General features: G+C 60.1%; 12 protein-coding genes. All 12 read left to right on the top strand.

Annotation, left to right across the window (positions count from 1 at the left end; translation table 11 throughout):
- Window positions 1–316 precede the first annotated feature (316 nt).
- The 12 genes from nirB to AC3IUE_RS14590 all read left to right on the top strand — a co-directional run bounded on the left by nirB (window position 317) and on the right by AC3IUE_RS14590 (window position 16,521).
- Window positions 317–2,878: a nitrite reductase large subunit NirB gene (gene nirB / locus AC3IUE_RS14535; protein WP_489268318.1), complete on the top strand. Its 2,562-nt coding sequence runs from the start codon at window positions 317–319 to the stop codon at window positions 2,876–2,878.
- Window positions 2,878–3,255, top strand: coding sequence for a nitrite reductase small subunit NirD (gene nirD / locus AC3IUE_RS14540; protein WP_489268320.1), 378 nt, complete (start codon window positions 2,878–2,880; stop codon window positions 3,253–3,255). The genes nirB and nirD overlap by 1 nt, the downstream gene beginning before the upstream one ends.
- 40 nt (window positions 3,256–3,295) lie before the next feature.
- Entirely contained in the window at window positions 3,296–3,736 is a 441-nt protein-coding gene (locus AC3IUE_RS14545; RefSeq protein ID WP_046046902.1) for a CBS domain-containing protein, read from the top strand.
- Between the two features lie 1,397 nt (window positions 3,737–5,133).
- Window positions 5,134–5,577, top strand: a complete 444-nt coding sequence (locus AC3IUE_RS14550; RefSeq protein WP_489268840.1) for a CopD family copper resistance protein — start codon at window positions 5,134–5,136, stop codon at window positions 5,575–5,577.
- Between the two features lie 116 nt (window positions 5,578–5,693).
- Entirely contained in the window at window positions 5,694–7,037 is a 1,344-nt protein-coding gene (locus AC3IUE_RS14555; protein ID WP_489268323.1) for an oxygen-independent coproporphyrinogen III oxidase, read from the top strand.
- Window positions 7,038–7,059: 22 nt separating this feature from the next.
- The gene (hemN, locus tag AC3IUE_RS14560) at window positions 7,060–8,448 is read left to right on the top strand and encodes an oxygen-independent coproporphyrinogen III oxidase (protein ID WP_489268325.1); all 1,389 of its coding nucleotides are present in this window, start codon (window positions 7,060–7,062) and stop codon (window positions 8,446–8,448) included.
- A gap of 283 nt (window positions 8,449–8,731) precedes the next feature.
- Window positions 8,732–10,945 carry a transcriptional regulator NosR gene (gene nosR, locus AC3IUE_RS14565; RefSeq protein WP_489268327.1) on the top strand — a complete coding sequence of 738 codons (2,214 nt, stop codon included), beginning with the start codon at window positions 8,732–8,734 and terminating at the stop codon, window positions 10,943–10,945.
- Between the two features lie 53 nt (window positions 10,946–10,998).
- The gene (nosZ, locus tag AC3IUE_RS14570; protein ID WP_489268842.1) at window positions 10,999–12,921 is read left to right on the top strand and encodes a TAT-dependent nitrous-oxide reductase; all 1,923 of its coding nucleotides are present in this window, start codon (window positions 10,999–11,001) and stop codon (window positions 12,919–12,921) included.
- A gap of 27 nt (window positions 12,922–12,948) precedes the next feature.
- On the top strand, window positions 12,949–14,238 hold the full coding sequence (locus AC3IUE_RS14575; RefSeq protein WP_489268329.1) for a nitrous oxide reductase family maturation protein NosD: 1,290 nt from the start codon (window positions 12,949–12,951) through the stop codon (window positions 14,236–14,238).
- Window positions 14,235–15,158, top strand: coding sequence for an ABC transporter ATP-binding protein (locus AC3IUE_RS14580; protein WP_489268331.1), 924 nt, complete (start codon window positions 14,235–14,237; stop codon window positions 15,156–15,158). Before AC3IUE_RS14575 ends, AC3IUE_RS14580 begins: the two co-directional genes overlap by 4 nt.
- Window positions 15,155–15,985, top strand: a complete 831-nt coding sequence (locus AC3IUE_RS14585) for an ABC transporter permease (protein ID WP_033062172.1) — start codon at window positions 15,155–15,157, stop codon at window positions 15,983–15,985. Before AC3IUE_RS14580 ends, AC3IUE_RS14585 begins: the two co-directional genes overlap by 4 nt.
- Window positions 15,986–16,017: 32 nt before the next feature.
- Window positions 16,018–16,521, top strand: a complete 504-nt coding sequence (locus AC3IUE_RS14590; protein ID WP_489268334.1) for a nitrous oxide reductase accessory protein NosL — start codon at window positions 16,018–16,020, stop codon at window positions 16,519–16,521.
- Window positions 16,522–16,525: the final 4 nt, after the last annotated feature.

The raw sequence follows: 16,525 nt of genomic DNA on the forward strand, positions 1-16,525 counted from the left end.
ACGCCTCTGCACTATGCGAAGGCAAACATCGGGTTTTGATGGGCACCCGTGGTCAACGTTTACTGGCGCAAGGACTGCCAATAGCCGACTGGCACAAAGTCTGCAAGACACTGTTCAGGCCCACTGTGAATGCAGTCGAGTGGGCAGCCCCCTCGGTCAACGACGATCGATTGGCCGAACAGGTCGCGGGCAACATCGGTGGATCCGGCATAGATGCCTGACTTAGCACCGTAAACGAACAGGCAAAGACGCCTGGAACCGCAAGGTTTCAGGCGTTTTTTTTTGCTTTTTGAACAGCTATCGACGGGTGTCTCTTATGAATTCCAATGTTGCCACTTTGAACAAGCTGCAAACGCTGATCGTGATCGGCAATGGCATGGTCGGACATCATTGTGTCGAACAGCTGATCGAACGCGGTGCCCTTGATCAGTATCGGCTGCACGTGTTCAGCGAGGAGCCGATGCGTGCCTACGACCGCGTGCACCTTTCCGAGTATTTCTCCGGCCGTGATGCCGAGTCGCTGGCCCTCGGTGAAGCCTCGCTGTACCAGACCCCGGGCGTCACGCTGCATCTGGGGGTGCCGGTCCTGGAAATCGACCGCGCCCGCCGTCAGGTGATCACCGCGCAAGGGTGCATTTCTTACGACAAATTGGTGCTGGCCACCGGGTCCTATCCGTTTGTGCCGCCGATCGAAGGCGCCGAGGGCGATTCGCGCCTGGTGTATCGCACCCTTGAAGACCTCGACGCCATTCGTGCCGCAGCAAGCAACGCCCGACGCGGTGTGGTGGTCGGCGGTGGCTTGCTCGGTCTGGAAGCGGCCAACGCCCTGAAAACCCTGGGGCTGGAAGCGCATGTGGTGGAATTCGCCCCGCGCCTGATGCCGGTGCAACTGGACGAGTACGGTGGCCTGGCACTCAAGGCACAGATCGAATGCCTCGGCGTCGGTGTGCACCTGTCGCGCGGCACTCAATCGATCAGCGCAGGCGAGGAATACCGTTACCGGATGAACTTCGCCAATGACGAATTCCTTGAAACCGACCTGATCGTGTTCTCCGCCGGTATCCGTGCGCAAGACGCACTGGCCCGCCAATGCTCGCTGGAAGTCGGCCCGCGCGGCGGTGTGGTGATTGACGACCAATGCCAGAGCAGCGATCCGAACATCTATGCGATCGGTGAGTGTGCCGCGTGGAACGGCAGCATTTTTGGCCTGGTCGCCCCGGGCTACCAAATGGCGCGCGGTGTTGCCGCATTGCTGTGCAACGAAACCGCCGAGCCGTTCATGGGCGCGGACATGTCGACCAAGCTCAAGCTGCTGGGCGTCGATGTCGGCTCCATCGGCGACGCGCACGGCAGCACGCCGGGCGCGCGCAGTTATCAGTTCATCGACGAAACCACGGCCAGCTATCGTCGCCTGGTGGTGGACGCGACGGGCAAGCACGTCATCGGTGCGGTGTTGGTCGGTGACAACAGCTATTACGACACGCTGCTGCAATACATGCAGAACGCGATTGCGCTGCCGGCGGAACCCGCCAGTTTGATTCTGCCGTCGTCCGAAGGCGCGCCGACGCTGGGCCCGGGCGCGTTACCCGAAGCGGCCACGGTGTGCTCGTGCCACAACGTCACCAAGGGCTCCATTTGCTCGGCCATCGACGGTGGCTGCACCGACCTCGGCCTGCTCAAATCGCAGACCAAAGCCTGCACCGGTTGCGGTGGTTGTGCCGGGCTGCTCAAGCAGGTTTTCGAGCATGAGTTGATCGCCCGTGGCGTCAGCGTCGACAAGAGCCTGTGCGAACACTTCGCCTATACCCGCCAAGAGCTTTATGCGCTGGTGCGGGTAGAAGGGGTGATCACTTTCGAAGAACTGCTGGCCAAATATGGCCGTGGCCACACCGGTTGTGACGTGTGCAAACCGGCGGTGGGCTCGATCCTCGCGTCGTGCTGGAACCAGCCGATCATGGACGCGTCACTGGTGCCGCTGCAGGACACCAACGACACCTTCATGGCCAACATGCAGAAAAACGGCACCTATTCGGTGGTACCGCGCATCCCCGGTGGCGAGATCACCGCCGACAAACTGATCGCGATCGGTGTGGTGGCGAAGAAATACGACCTCTACACCAAAATCACCGGCGGCCAGCGTATCGACCTGTTTGGCGCGCAGTTGCATGAACTGCCGGACATCTGGGCCGAGCTGATCGAAGCCGGTTTTGAAACCGGGCATGCCTACGGCAAATCGACCCGCACGGTGAAGTCGTGTGTCGGCAGCACCTGGTGCCGGTATGGCGTGCAAGACAGCGTGCAAATGGCCCTGACCATCGAGGACCGCTACAAGGGCCTGCGCTCGCCACACAAACTCAAATTCGCAGTGTCCGGTTGCACCCGGGAATGCGCCGAGGCCCAGAGCAAGGACGTTGGCGTGATCGCCACCGAGAAAGGCTGGAACCTTTACATCGCCGGTAACGGCGGCATGCGCCCACGGCATGCCGAGCTGTTCGCCACCGACCTCGACGATGCGACCCTGATCCGCTACATCGACCGCTTCCTGATGTTCTACATCCGCACCGCCGACAAATTGCAGCGCACCTCGGTGTGGCGCGAAAGCCTGGAGGGCGGCCTCGATTACCTCAAGGACGTGATCATCAACGACAGCCTCGGGCTGGGTGAAGAGCTCGAGTCGCAGATGCAACTGGTGGTCAATCGCTATGAATGCGAGTGGGCCAACGCCCTCAAAGACCCGGAAAAACTCAAACGCTTCCGTACCTTCGTCAACGATAAACGCCCGGACCCGGACATCCACTTTGTCCAGGAACGCGGCCAGCGGCGCCCGATCATGGCCGCCGAACTCAACCTTATCCCTGTTATCGAGGAGATTGCCTGATGAGCCAGTCCAATACCCAACGCATCGATTCCCTGGAAAGCACCGAGGCCTGGCAAACGGTGTGCGAGCAACAGGACCTGGTCAGCAACTCAGGCGTTGTCGTCTGGCTCGATGGCGCGCAAGTGGCGCTGTTCTACCTGCCGAGTGCGGAGGGTCGGACCCTCTATGCCATCGACAACCATGACCCGCAATCCGGGGCGAATGTCATCGGTCGCGGGTTGGTGGGCAGCATCAAGGGTGATCTGGTGGTTGCATCGCCGATCTACAAACAGCATTTCCGTCTTGAGGACGGCAGCTGCCTGGAGTACCCGCAACAGCGTCTGCGTGTCTGGCCCGTGCGGTTGAACAGCGGCGTGGTGGAAGTCGGGGTGGCTTGAGCCTGTTCAACAGCATCGCGTATCCGCATCGGAGGCATTTATGAAAACAGCCGCACAATTGCTCAAACTCAAGGTCGTGCAAAACCGCCAGGTGCATAGCATCGCGCCCGATGAGATGGTCCTTGAAGCCCTGAGGATCATGGCCGAAAAGAACGTGGGCGCGCTTCCGGTGATCGAGGCCGGGCAGGTGGTCGGCGTGATCAGCGAGCGCGACTATGCGCGCAAGGTCGTTCTGCAGGGGCGCTCTTCGGTTGGTACGCCGGTGCGCGACATCATGAGCGCGCCGGTGGTGACGGCTGACAGTCAGCAGAGTATTGAGCGTTGCATGGCGGTCATGACTGACAGCCATTTGCGTCATCTGCCGGTGATGGAGGGTGGCGAGCTGATGGGGCTGTTATCGATTGGGGATCTGGTCAAGGAAGCTATCGTTGAGCAGGCGGATTTGATTCGGCAGCTGGAGCATTACATTCGCGGGCACTAGACCGGTCAGCGTCACTAAGGTTGGGGGACATATCCGTTTCTGCGGTGATGGCGACTTAAGGTTCCGCCCTTACGGCGGGTCACTTGGAAAAGCGCCAAGTAACCAAACGCTCTTGCCCCTGACGTACGGTGCTTCGCTGTGGCTCGGCATGCCCTCGCTCCGGTCCTGCTCCGTGTGCCCGCCGCCATCGGCCATCCATGCCGCGGTGCCCACTGCGCAGAACCTGCGCTCGGCCTTCCGACGGGGCAGATCAAGATCAAGATCAAAAGCCAAAGCGAGGCGGCCTGATAGCCGACCGGATGTCGGTCAAGGTCATCGGCGGTGGACACTTATGTCATGCCCGCCAAAAATCCAACTGTGGGAGCGAGCCTGCTCGCGAAGGCGGACTGACATTCAACATTGATGTCGGCTGACAGGGCCTCATCGCGAGCAGGCTCGCTCCCACAGGGGAATGCGTACGCTTGAAGAGACAGGCCGGCCGGTAGGCCGCCTCGCGCTTCAAGATCAAAAGCCAAAGCGAGGCGGCCTGATAGCCGACCTGATGTCTGCCAAGGTCATCGGCGGCGGACACCTATGTCATGCCCGCCAAAAATCCAACTGTGGGAGCGAGCCTGCTCGCGAAGGCGGACTTACATTCAACATTGATGTCGACTGACAGGGCCTCATCGCGAGCAGGCTCGCTCCCACAGGGGAATGCGTACGCTTGAAGAGACAGGCCGGCCGGGTAGGCCGCCTCGCGCTTCAAGAGCAAAAGCCAAAGCGAGGCGGCCTGATAGCCGACCTGATGTCTGCCAAGGTCATCGGCGGCGGACACCTATGTCATGCCCGCCAAAAATCCAACCGTGGGAGCGAGCCTGCTCGCGAAGACGGACTTACATTCAACATTGATGTCGACTGACAGGGCCTGATCGCGAGCAGGCTCGCTCCCACAGGGGAATGCGTACGCTTGAAGAGACAGGCCGGCCGGTAGGCCGCCTCGCGATGCTTTTGCGGTAGTCGCCCCCTCGAGAGGCCGAGTGGAGGTTCTGCGCAGTGGGCAACCCGGCATGGATGCCGGGTTAGCCGCCCCCGGCCATGGATGGCCGATGGCGGCGGGCCCACGGAGCAGGACCGGAGCGAGGGCATGCCGAGCCTAAGCGAGGCACCGAACGAAAGGGGCAAAAGCGCTTTGGTTACTTTCGCGCTTTTCGAAAGTGACTCGCTGTAAAAGCGAAACCGCCAGCAGCCATGACCGCAAAAACGGATATGCACACGAGCCTGGGGGTTTTAAACGGCTTTCTTGATCGGTATCAACCGCATAACCAGGCGGTCTCTGTAGTCTCAAGAGACCGACAGCCAGTGCGCTCACCCCAATGTTCGCCGTAGCGCGGGTTGCCTTGACCCAAGGCGAAAACACCATGATCTATCCGCTGATTCTGACCTTGCACCTGTTTGCCGCGCTGATCTTCATCGGCACGGTGTTCTTCGAAGTCCTGTTCCTGGAAAGCATCCGCAAACAGCTACCCGCCAGGGTGATGCTGCTGGTGGAGCAGGGCATCGGACGCCGGGCCCGCTCGCTGATGCCGTGGGTGCTGCTGGTGTTGTTCGGTGCGGGGCTGGGCATGGTCTGGTTGCGTTACTTGCCAGCCCTGGCCTCACCACTGGCCTCATCGTTCGGCACATTGCTGGCGTTGAAAATCGCGGTGGCCGTGAGCGTGCTGCTGCATTTCCTCGGCGCCATGTTGTTGTTCAAAACCGGCCGGATGAGCCCGCGATACCTGCACTTCATCCATGGCAGCCTGTTCTGCCACATGGTCGTTATCGTGCTGCTGGCCAAGGGCATGTTTTACCTGACGTGGTAATCGGGTTTGACCGGTGGTCCGTTGTGCAGACACTTCGCTTGCGCTTGATGCAAATCAAGGAGCATTGATGGTTAAACCCGGAGACTGAAAGTCCGCAGCCAGTCTCGGAGACCGTCATGCTCGATTTATTTCACAACCCAGGCGAGATCGCCCGGTGCGATCAAGGCGTGCTTGACCCTAACTGCCATGCCGACACACAAAAATTTCATGACGGTATTGGCTCTCTGGACCTGCTTCGTGCATTGCGCGTCAGCCGCCAGAAGTGCCGTCCGCTGTCCCTGAACGTGCAGCTGCCTTCCAGCCTCAAACCGTCTTCCTGTTCCCCGCGTGATATCGCCGGCGAGCACGACGGTATCGAGCAGTACCTTCAGCACCTGGAGCAGGAAATCGACCTCGTCGGTTGTCACCTGGGTGCGGAGCAACGGGTCGAGCAGTTTCATCTGGGGGGCGGAACTCCCGCACCTGCCCATCTGGAGCGGCTGATGAGTCATCTGCGTGGCCGGTTCAACTTTCTCGAACATGAAGGTGGCGACTACAGCGTCGAGGTGGACCTTCACCACACCGACTGGTCGACCATGGGGTTGCTGCGCAATCAGGGATTCAATCACGTCAGCATCGGTGTGCCGGATATCGACACCGACTGTGACAGGTCGGTGGCGTGCTACCAGAACCCGGCGCCGATCCAGTCGCTGATGGATGCGGCGCGCACCTTTGGTTTTCGATCCATCAACGTCGATCTGGGTTTTGGCCATGCCTGGCAGACGCCAGACAGTTTTGCGCTGAAGCTGGCGAGCATTATCGAGCTGGAACCGGACCGGCTGATGGTGTTCGATTATGCCCGGCCACCACGGCGCTATCGTCCGGTGCTCGGTGACAAAGTCAGAGCGCTGTGCAGCCAGGACGATAAAGGCGCGATGCGCCAGATCTGCTTTGATCAACTGCTTTGCGCGGGTTATCACTACATCGGTCTGGGGCAGTTTGTCCGGCCCGATGATGATTTGGCGGTCGCTCAAGAGCGAGGCCGGTTGCGCCGTACCTGTGAGGGTTTCTCCCGTCACGGCTATTGCGATCATGTTGGATTTGGTTTGGGCGCGATCAGCCAGATCGACGATTTGTACACGCAAAACACCGACGAGATTGAACGCTATCAACAACAACTGGACATGAGGCAATTGCCGACGTGTCGAGGTTGGCGCTTCGAGGCGGGGGATCAGATCAGGCAAATGGTCATGGAGCGCCTGGCCTGTGATCAGGAACTGGATATCCGCGCCATCGAGAGGCGCTATGGGCTGGTTTTTTCAAAGTACTTCTCCGCCGTCTGGCCGTTGCTGGAGCAATTGAGCCGGGATGGGTTGATTGAATTGTCAGACCGTTTCATCAGCATCCTTCCCGCCGGTCGGCCAGAAGTGGATGCCATCTGCAACCTGTTTGAAAAGGATTTGGGCGGTGCGAAGCATTAATCCCATTGCGAGTTGATCGATCATGAACACGACCTTTGATTTCAATCGCGCCCTGGTCGAAAAGTACGACCGCCCGGGGCCGCGCTATACCTCTTACCCCACGGCGCCGCAGTTTCACCAGGCGTTTGCCGTTGACGACTATCAGCGTGCCGCCCGTGACAGCAATCAGGTGGCCGCGCCGAAACCGTTGTCGGTGTACATCCACATCCCGTTCTGCAAAAGCCTTTGTTACTACTGCGCCTGCAACAAAATCATTACCCAGAAAACCCATCGCGCCGTCGAGTACCTGAAGTACCTCAAGCGTGAAATCGCGATGCAGGCGGCCTTGTTCGACAACACCCGCAAACTCACTCAGTTGCACCTGGGGGGCGGCACGCCGACCTATTTGACCAGCGAGCAGCTGGCGGACCTGATGGACTGCCTGCACCAGGCGTTCAACATGGATGACAGCGATGACCATGAGTTTTCCATCGAGGTCGACCCGCGCACGATCAGCACCGAGCAGATCCAGTCGCTGCGCCAGTTGGGCTTCAATCGCCTGAGTTTTGGCGTGCAGGATTTCGACCCCGACGTGCAGGCAGCGGTCAATCGCCAGCAAAGTGAAGAGCAGATTTATGCGCTGGTCGCTGCGGCGCGCGAGGCGCAATTCAAGTCGATCAGCGTCGACCTTATCTACGGCTTGCCCCTGCAAACCGTGCAGAGTTTCGACGTCACCCTGAGCAAGATCATCGCGCTGCGTCCGGACCGGATTGCCGCCTACAGCTACGCGCATTTGCCGGAGATGGTCCGCGCGCAACGGCTGATTCGTCCCGCCGACATGCCGCCACCGGAGCGCAAGCTGGAACTGCTCGAGCTGACTATTCGCCGTCTGACCGAGGCCGGTTATGTCTATATCGGCATGGATCATTTCGCCTTGCCGGATGACGAACTGGCGCTGGCCCGGGCCAACGGCACCCTGCAGCGTAACTTTCAGGGCTATTCCACCCATGCCGACTGCGATTTGATCGGCCTTGGGGTGTCGTCGATCGGCAAGGTCGGCGACAGCTACAGCCAAAGCGTCAAGGAGCTATCGCAGTACTACGCCCGTATCGATCAAGGGTTGTTGCCGGTGCATCGCGGTTACCGCTTGAACGCCGACGACCTGTTGCGCCGCGAGGTGATCAGCGACCTGATGTGCCACGGCCGTATCGCGTTTGAGAAGTATGAGGCGCGGCATGGCATTCGCTTCACCGAGTACTTTGCCGAGGCGCTGGCGCAGCTGGGCGAGCATGTGCGCGATGGGCTGCTGCAGATTCACCGCGACGAATTGGTGCTGTTGCCACAAGGGCATTTGATGATGCGCAGTGCCGCGATGGCGTTTGACGCCTATCTGGGCGGTGAGCAAAAAGGCCAGTTTTCACGCACGGTTTGAGACCCTGGAGCCTAATGCTGATCAGTCAAACCATTTCAGCCGCAACGCAAATTCTGTAGCAGCTGGCGAAGCCTGCGTTCGGCTGCGCAGCAGTCGTAAAATCAGCCAACGCGGAGTGTCAGACTCACCGTGTATTCAGGTTTTACGACTGCTGCGCAGCCGAACGCAGGCTGCGCCAGCTGCTACAAGGTTTGCGTTGCGGCAGATATGGCTTAACTGGTCTCCCGGGGCTAATTTCCTAAGTTGATTTCAATCAAGGGCAGGGGGCGCGACGCTCCCTAACATGACCGAAAGCCCTTTTGAAATCAGCGAACCCATGACAATCCATCAGCCTTCGATACACGCCAACCTGCGCGCCTGGGGCGTCGGGCTGGTGGTTCTGCTGATGCTGATGCTCGCCACCTTCGAAGGAGCGCAGGCCAAGCAATACGGTGACATCGAGCAGCAGCGCATCGAGAAAACCTTCCCTCAGACCGATTCCGTTTCCGCCCCCGAAGGCCGGTTCAAGGTGCGCACGCTGTCCGCCGCCGGCAAGGTGCTCGGTTATGTGTTCCAGAGCCTGGACGTGGTGGATATTCCGGCCTACTCGGGCAAACCGATCAACACCCAGGTGATCCTCGACACCACCGGCATGATTCAGGATGCCTATGTGCTGGAACACCACGAGCCGATTCTGCTGATTGGCATTCCTGAGGCAAAACTTCACGGCTTCAGCGCGAAATACAAAGGGATCAAGGTCAGTCAGCGGGTGGTCGTCGGCCATTCCAGTGACCCGAATGCCGTCACCGTCGATGCCATCGCCGGCGCAACCGTCACCGCCATGGTGGTCAACGAGGTCATCATGCGCGCCGCCCACGAAGTGGCCGTATCGCTCAAGCTGATCGAGGACACGGCTGGTGTGGCACGCAAGGCCGCCATCGTGCGCCAGGACTTTTTCGAGCCCGCCACCTGGGAACAACTGACCGGCAACGGCGCTATCCGCCGCTTGAACCTGACCCGTGGACAAGTCGACGTAGCCTTCAAGGGCACTGATGCCGAAGGCGTCGATAACGCCAGCGCCGATCAGGTTGATGAAACCTTTATCGAACTCTATACCGCCGACCTGAATCCGCCGACCATCGGCCGCGCGTTGTTGGGCGACAATCAATATCGCTTCCTCATGCAAGACCTCAAGCCCGGCGAGCAGGCCATCGCGGTGCTGGGTCGTGGGCTGTTTTCCTATAAAGGCTCGGGGTATGTGCGCGGCGGGATCTTCGATCGGGTGCAATTGCGTCAGTTCGGCAACGTCATCAGTTTTCGCGACATGGACCATCAGCGGCTCTCCGATGTGTTTGCCAAGGGCATGCCGGAATTCACTGAAATGTCGATTTTCATTGTGCGCGAACCGGCGAAGTTCGATCCGGGATCGCCCTGGTCCCTGGAGTTGTTGGTGCGACGCCAGACCGGCCCGCTCAGTGGCACGTTCAGCAGCTTCGAACTGGCCTATCAATTGCCCGAGCCCTACCTTGAGCGCCCACTGCCCAGCGCTGAAGAACTGGCGGCCCTCGAAGAAGCCAGTCGGCCAATGTGGTTGAACATCTGGTACCAGAAATCCTTCCAGATCGCCGTGCTCGGGACTGCGTTGCTGCTGCTGACGGCGATCCTGTTCCTGCAGGATACGTTCACCCGCCGGCCGCATTTTCTGCACTGGCTGCGCCGCGGTTATCTGGTCTTTACCGTGGTGTTTATCGGCTGGTATGCGCTGGGGCAGTTGTCAGTGGTCAATGTCCTGACCTTCGCCCATGCGCTGTTCGATCATTTTCGCTGGGAACTGTTTCTCACCGATCCGCTGATTTTCATGCTCTGGGTCTTCGCCGCCGCGAGCATTCTGCTGTGGGGTCGCGGCGTGTTCTGCGGCTGGCTGTGTCCGTTTGGCGCCTTGCAAGAGTTGATCAACGAGGCCGCACGCAAGCTGAAAATCCCTCAATACGAATTGCCCTTCGCCGTGCATGAGCGCTTGTGGGCGATCAAATACATCATTTTGCTGCTGCTGTTCGGCATCTCCCTGGAGTCGATGTCCACCGCCGAACTGTTCGCCGAGGTGGAACCGTTCAAGACCGCCATCACCCTCAGGTTCGACCGCCAGTGGTGGTTTGTGCTCTACGCGGTGGCGCTGCTGGTCATCAATATTTTCACGCGCAAAGTCTATTGCCGCTACATCTGCCCGTTGGGTGCGGCGCTGGCGATTCCGAGCAAATTTCGCCTGTTCGACTGGCTCAAACGCCGCAAGGACTGCGGCACCCCCTGCCAACTGTGCGCCAAGGAATGCGAGATCCAGGCCATTCATCCCGACGGCCGGATCAATGCCAACGAGTGCCATTACTGCCTCGATTGCCAGATGACTTACCAGAACGACAACAAATGCCCGCCGCTGATCAACCAGCGCAAGAAGCGCGGCAAAGCGGCACCCGCTGCTGTGCAACTGATACCTGTCGTGGAAGTGACCGCTCTGGAATGAACCCCGCGAGCGCCTGTCCGCAGTGACCGTTTTTATCCCTTCAAGGAAAACACCTGATGAACGACACAGAATCCAAAAAAACCACTGAAGTGCCGGAACCGACCGGCCTCAGTCGTCGCGGCTTCCTGGGCACCAGCGCGGTGACCGGCGCGGTACTGGCCGGTGCCACGGCCATCGGTGGCGCGGTGTTCACCCGTGAGACCTGGGCGGCAGCGGCCAAGGACGCGCAACTGAAAACCCACGTCGGGCCGGGCGAGCTGGACCAGTACTACGGTTTCTGGAGCGGCGGCCATCAGGGTGAAGTGCGGATCATGGGCATTCCGTCGATGCGCGAGTTGTTGCGTGTTCCGGTGTTCAACGTCGATTCCGCCACCGGTTGGGGCCTGACCAACGAAAGCAAACGGATCATGGGCGACAGCGCGCATTTCCAGAATGGCGACTGCCACCACCCGCACTTGTCGATGACCGACGGCAAGTACGACGGCAAATACCTGTTCATCAACGACAAGGCCAACAGCCGCGTTGCGCGTATCCGTCTGGACATCATGAAGTGCGACAAGATGCTCACCGTGCCCAATGTGCAGGCCGTTCACGGGCTGCGCCTGCAAAAAGTGCCGCACACCAAGTACGTGTTCGCCAATGCCGAATTCGTGATTCCGCATCCCAATGACGGCAGCACCTTCGACCTGCAAGACAAGAACAGCTACACGATGTTCAACGCCATTGATGCCGAGAAGATGGAAATGGCCTTCCAGGTCATCGTCGACGGCAACCTCGATAACACCGACGCCGACTACACCGGCAAGTACGCGGCCTCGACCTGCTACAACTCGGAGAAGGCCTACGACTTGGGCGGCATGATGCGCAACGAGCGCGACTGGGTGGTGGTGTTCAACATCCCGCGCATCGAAGCGGCGATCAAGGCTGGCAAGTTCATTACCCTGGACGGCTCCAAAGTCCCGGTGGTCGACGGCCGTAAAAACGACGGCAAGGACAGCGCGTTCACGCGTTACATCCCGGTGCCGAAGAACCCCCACGGGATCAATATGACGCCCGATGGCAAGTACTTCATTGCCGCCGGCAAACTCTCGCCCACTTGCACGATCATCGCCACTGCGAAGCTGGATGATCTGTTCGACGACAAACTCAAGGATCCGCGTGACGCGGTGGTCGGCGAGCCCGAGCTGGGTCTGGGTCCGCTGCACACCACTTACGACGGCCGCGGCAATGCCTACACCACGCTGTTTATCGACAGTCAGGTGGTGAAGTGGAACGTGGAAGAGGCCGTTCGCGCCTACACCGGCGAGAAGGTCAACTACATCAAGCAGAAACTCGACGTGCAGTATCAGCCGGGGCACAACCATGCGTCGCTGACTGAAACCAGTGAGGCCGACGGCCAATGGCTGATGGTGCTCAGCAAGTTTTCCAAGGACCGCTTCCTGCCGACCGGCCCGCTGCACCCGGAAAACGATCAGTTGATCGATATCTCCGGCGAGGAAATGAAACTGGTGCACGACGGCCCGGCCTTTGCCGAACCCCACGACTGCGTCATGGCCCGCCGCGACCAGATCAAGACCAAAAAGATCTGGGACCGCAACGACCCGTTTTTTGCCGAAACCGTGGTCATCGCCGCCAAGGACGGGATCAAGCTGGAGACCGACAACAAGGTCATCCGCGACGGTAACAAAGTCCGCGTCTACATGACCTCGATGGCCCCGGCTTACGGCCTGCCGGAGTTCACCGTCAAACAGGGCAACGAGGTCACGGTGACCATCACCAACATCGACCAGATTGAAGACGTGACCCACGGCTTCGTGATGACCAACCATGGCGTCAGCATGGAGATCAGTCCGCAGCAGACCTCATCGATCACCTTCATCGCCGACAAGGCTGGCCTGCATTGGTACTACTGCAGCTGGTTCTGCCATGCGCTGCACATGGAAATGGTCGGCCGCATGAAGGTCGAGAAGGCCTGACCGTTGCCCATCGACAGGAGCCAAGCAATGACTGATAGCAAGGGAAACCCGGTGAAGGTCATTGCGTTGGCGCTCCTGCTGATGTCCGGCAGCGCGCTGGCGGTGCAACCCGTCACCACGTTGCCGTTGACGGCGGACGCCGATCAACGCTGGCACCTGCCGGCAGGGGAATACCGTGGCTCGTTCAGCGTCGATCAACCGATGCAGATTGTCTGCGAGCCGGGCGCGGTATTTCAGGGCGAGGGGCAGGGCAATGGTTTGATCATCAGTGCGCCGGATGTCGGCATCGAGGGCTGCACCTTTCTGGACTGGGGGCACGACCTCACGGCCATGAATGCAGCGGTGTTTATCCAGCCCAAGGCCCACGGTGCGGTGATTAAAGGCAATCGCCTGCAAGGCCAGGGGTTTGGTATCTGGGTCGACGGTACGCAGGATGTGAGCCTGATCGACAACCGCATTCAGGGCGATCCGGCGATGCGTTCGCAAGATCGCGGCAACGGCATTCATCTATATGCCGTGCATGGCGCCAAGGTCATTGGCAATCAGGTGCGCGACACCCGCGACGGCATCTACATCGACACCTCCAACGGCAACCTGCTGCAGGGCAATACCCTGGAGGACCTGCGCTACGGTGTGCATTACATGTTCGCCAACGATAACCAACTGATCGGCAACACCACCCGCCGAACCCGCACCGGCTACGCCTTGATGCAAAGCCGCAAGCTCACGGTGATCGGCAATCGCTCCGAACAGGATCAGAACTACGGGATCCTGATGAACTACATCACCTATTCAACCTTGCGTGACAACTTCGTCACTGACGTGCGCGACGGCTCGACCGGCGACAGCATGATCAGCGGCGCCGAGGGCAAGGCGCTGTTCATCTACAACTCGCTGTTCAACAGCATCGAACACAACCACTTCGAGCACAGCGCCGTGGGTATTCATCTCACCGCCGGCTCGGAGGACAACCGCATCGCCGACAACGCGTTTGTCGGCAACCAGCGACAGGTCAAGTACGTCGCCACCCGCTTGCAGGAATGGTCGGCGGATGGCCGCGGCAATTACTGGAGCGACTACCTGGGCTGGGACCGCAACAACGATGGCCTCGGCGATATCGCCTACGAACCCAATGACAACGTCGACCGTCTGCTGTGGCTGTACCCGCAGGTGCGGCTGTTGATGAACAGCCCCGGCATCGAGTTGCTGCGCTGGGTGCAACGGGCCTTTCCGGTGATGAAGTCGCCGGGGGTGCTGGACAGTCATCCGCTGATGAAGTCATCCACTCAAACCCTGACCCAGGAGCCCACCTCATGAACGTTATCGACCTGCAAGGCGTGAGCCAGCGTTATGGGCACGCCACCGTGTTGCATAAGCTCAACCTCAGCCTGGCGGAAGGGGAAGTGCTGGGTTTGTTCGGTCACAACGGCGCGGGCAAGACCACCAGCATGAAACTGGTGCTTGGCCTGCTCCAGCCCAGCGAAGGGCAGGTCAGGGTGTTCGGCCGTTTGCCCAGCGATCCGCATGTGCGGCGCCTGCTCGGTTATCTGCCGGAGAACGTGACGTTTTACCCGCAGCTGAGCGGTCTTGAGACCTTGCGTCATTTCGCCCGACTCAAAGGCGCCGCGTTCGCTCAGGTGGACGTGCTGTTGGAGGAAGTCGGCCTGGCCGGTGCCGCGCATCGACGGGTCAAGACCTACTCCAAAGGCATGCGTCAACGCCTGGGGCTGGCGCAAGCGCTGCTCGGCGAGCCGCGTTTGTTGCTGCTCGACGAACCGACGGTTGGCCTCGATCCGATCGCGACCCAGGACCTTTATCGGTTGCTCGATCGTCTGCGCAGCCAGGGCACCAGCATCATTCTCTGTTCCCACGTATTGCCGGGCGTCGAGGCGCACATCAACCGCGCAGCGATTCTGACCCAGGGCCGCCTGCTGGCCCTCGGCAGTTTGCGCAGTTTGCGCGAGGAAGCCGGGTTGCCGACGCTGATTCGCGCCAACGGCCTGAAGCACGCCGGACCCTTGCAGCAACGCTGGAACAACGCCGGGCACATCACCGAGCGCTGGGGCGTCGAAGGTCTTGAAGTGGCCGCGTTCAATGGCAGCAAGCTCGGGCTGTTGCGTCAACTGCTCAATGAAGACGAACCGGCCGACGTCGAAATCCATCAGCCGTCACTGGAAGATATCTACCGCTACTACATGAGCCGGGCCGGTGCGGCTCCGATCGGGGAGGCCGTATGAATGCTGTCTGGAACATGGCCCGCAAGGAATTCAGTGACGGTTTGCGCAATCGCTGGTTGTTGGCGATCAGTGTGTTGTTCGCGGTGCTGGCCATCGGCATCGCCTGGCTGGGCGCCGCGGCCTCCGGGCAATTGGGCTTCACCTCGGTGCCGGCCACCATCGCCAGTCTCGCCAGTCTGGCGACGTTTTTGATGCCGTTGATTGCGTTGCTGTTGGCCTATGACGCCATCGTCGGCGAGGACGAGAGCGGCACGTTGTTGCTGTTGCTGACGTACCCGTTGGGTCGCGGGCAGATTCTGCTCGGCAAGTTTGTCGGTCACGGGTTGATTCTGGCGTTGGCGACACTGATCGGTTTCGGCTGCGCCATGCTGGCCATCGCGGTGCTGGTGGACGATGTCGAACTGAGCTTGCTGCTGTGGGCCTTTGGCCGGTTCATGGCGTCGTCGACCTTGCTGGGCTGGGGGTTTCTGGGGCTGGCCTATGTGCTGAGCAGTGTGTCGGCCGAGAAATCCACGGCGGCCGGACTGGCGCTGGGCGTCTGGTTCTTCTTCGTGCTGGTGTTCGACCTGGCTCTGCTGGCGCTGTTGGTGCTCAGCGAAGGGCAGTTCAACCCCAAAGTGCTGCCCTGGTTGCTGCTGCTCAATCCGGCCGACATCTATCGCCTGATCAACCTCTCCGGTTTTGAGCCCGGCGCCAGTACCGCGGGTGTGCTGACGCTGGGCAGCGATTTGCCGATGCCGGGCTCGATGCTCTGGTTGTGCCTGTCGCTGTGGGTGGCGGTGCCATTGGGCTCGGCCTGGCTGTTGTTTCGTCGCCGGGCGACATGAATTTTCACTTTGGTTTTTAGGAGCAGTTGACGATGAACACCTTTTATTTGATGACGGTACGTGCGGTGGCGGGCCTGATGATGTGTCTGTTACTGACGGCCTGTGACAATCCGGCGCAAGCCACCTACAGCAGCGCGGCCGCAGCCTTTCATCCCAGTGATGAATGCCATGTCTGCGGGATGATCATCAACGGATTCCCCGGGCCCAAGGGCGAAGTGGTCGAGCGGGCCGGGGTCAGGAAGTTCTGCTCCACGGCGGAAATGATCGGTTGGTGGTTGCAGCCGGAAAATCATCATGGCGATGCAAAACTGTATGTCCACGACATGGGCCGCAGCCCGTGGAATGCGCCGGATGACGCCCACCTGATCGATGCCAAAGACGCGTTCTACGTGGTCGGCACCCAACTCAAAGGCGCCATGGGCGTGGTGCTGGCGTCCTTCTCCAGTCGCGAGGCCGCTGAAAAGCTTGCCGCTGAACAGGGCGGTCGCTTGCTGCGGTTCAGCGAGATCACTCCGGCGCTGTTGCAGCAACACTAGCGTC

It is taken from the genome of Pseudomonas sp. GL_093 (genome assembly GCF_057837605.1).

Bases quoted from the DNA above. Each gene is read 5' to 3' on its own strand.
- nirB (WP_489268318.1), top strand. From the start codon at position 317: ATGAATTCCAATGTTGCCACTTTGAACAAGCTGCAAACGCTGATCGTG.
- AC3IUE_RS14590 (WP_489268334.1), top strand. From the start codon at position 16,018: ATGAACACCTTTTATTTGATGACGGTACGTGCGGTGGCGGGCCTGATG.
- AC3IUE_RS14585 (WP_033062172.1), top strand. From the start codon at position 15,155: ATGAATGCTGTCTGGAACATGGCCCGCAAGGAATTCAGTGACGGTTTG.
- AC3IUE_RS14580 (WP_489268331.1), top strand. From the start codon at position 14,235: ATGAACGTTATCGACCTGCAAGGCGTGAGCCAGCGTTATGGGCACGCC.
- AC3IUE_RS14545 (WP_046046902.1), top strand. From the start codon at position 3,296: ATGAAAACAGCCGCACAATTGCTCAAACTCAAGGTCGTGCAAAACCGC.
- AC3IUE_RS14575 (WP_489268329.1), top strand. From the start codon at position 12,949: ATGACTGATAGCAAGGGAAACCCGGTGAAGGTCATTGCGTTGGCGCTC.
- AC3IUE_RS14555 (WP_489268323.1), top strand. From the start codon at position 5,694: ATGCTCGATTTATTTCACAACCCAGGCGAGATCGCCCGGTGCGATCAA.
- AC3IUE_RS14550 (WP_489268840.1), top strand. From the start codon at position 5,134: ATGATCTATCCGCTGATTCTGACCTTGCACCTGTTTGCCGCGCTGATC.
- nirD (WP_489268320.1), top strand. From the start codon at position 2,878: ATGAGCCAGTCCAATACCCAACGCATCGATTCCCTGGAAAGCACCGAG.
- hemN (WP_489268325.1), top strand. From the start codon at position 7,060: ATGAACACGACCTTTGATTTCAATCGCGCCCTGGTCGAAAAGTACGAC.
- nosR (WP_489268327.1), top strand. From the start codon at position 8,732: ATGACCGAAAGCCCTTTTGAAATCAGCGAACCCATGACAATCCATCAG.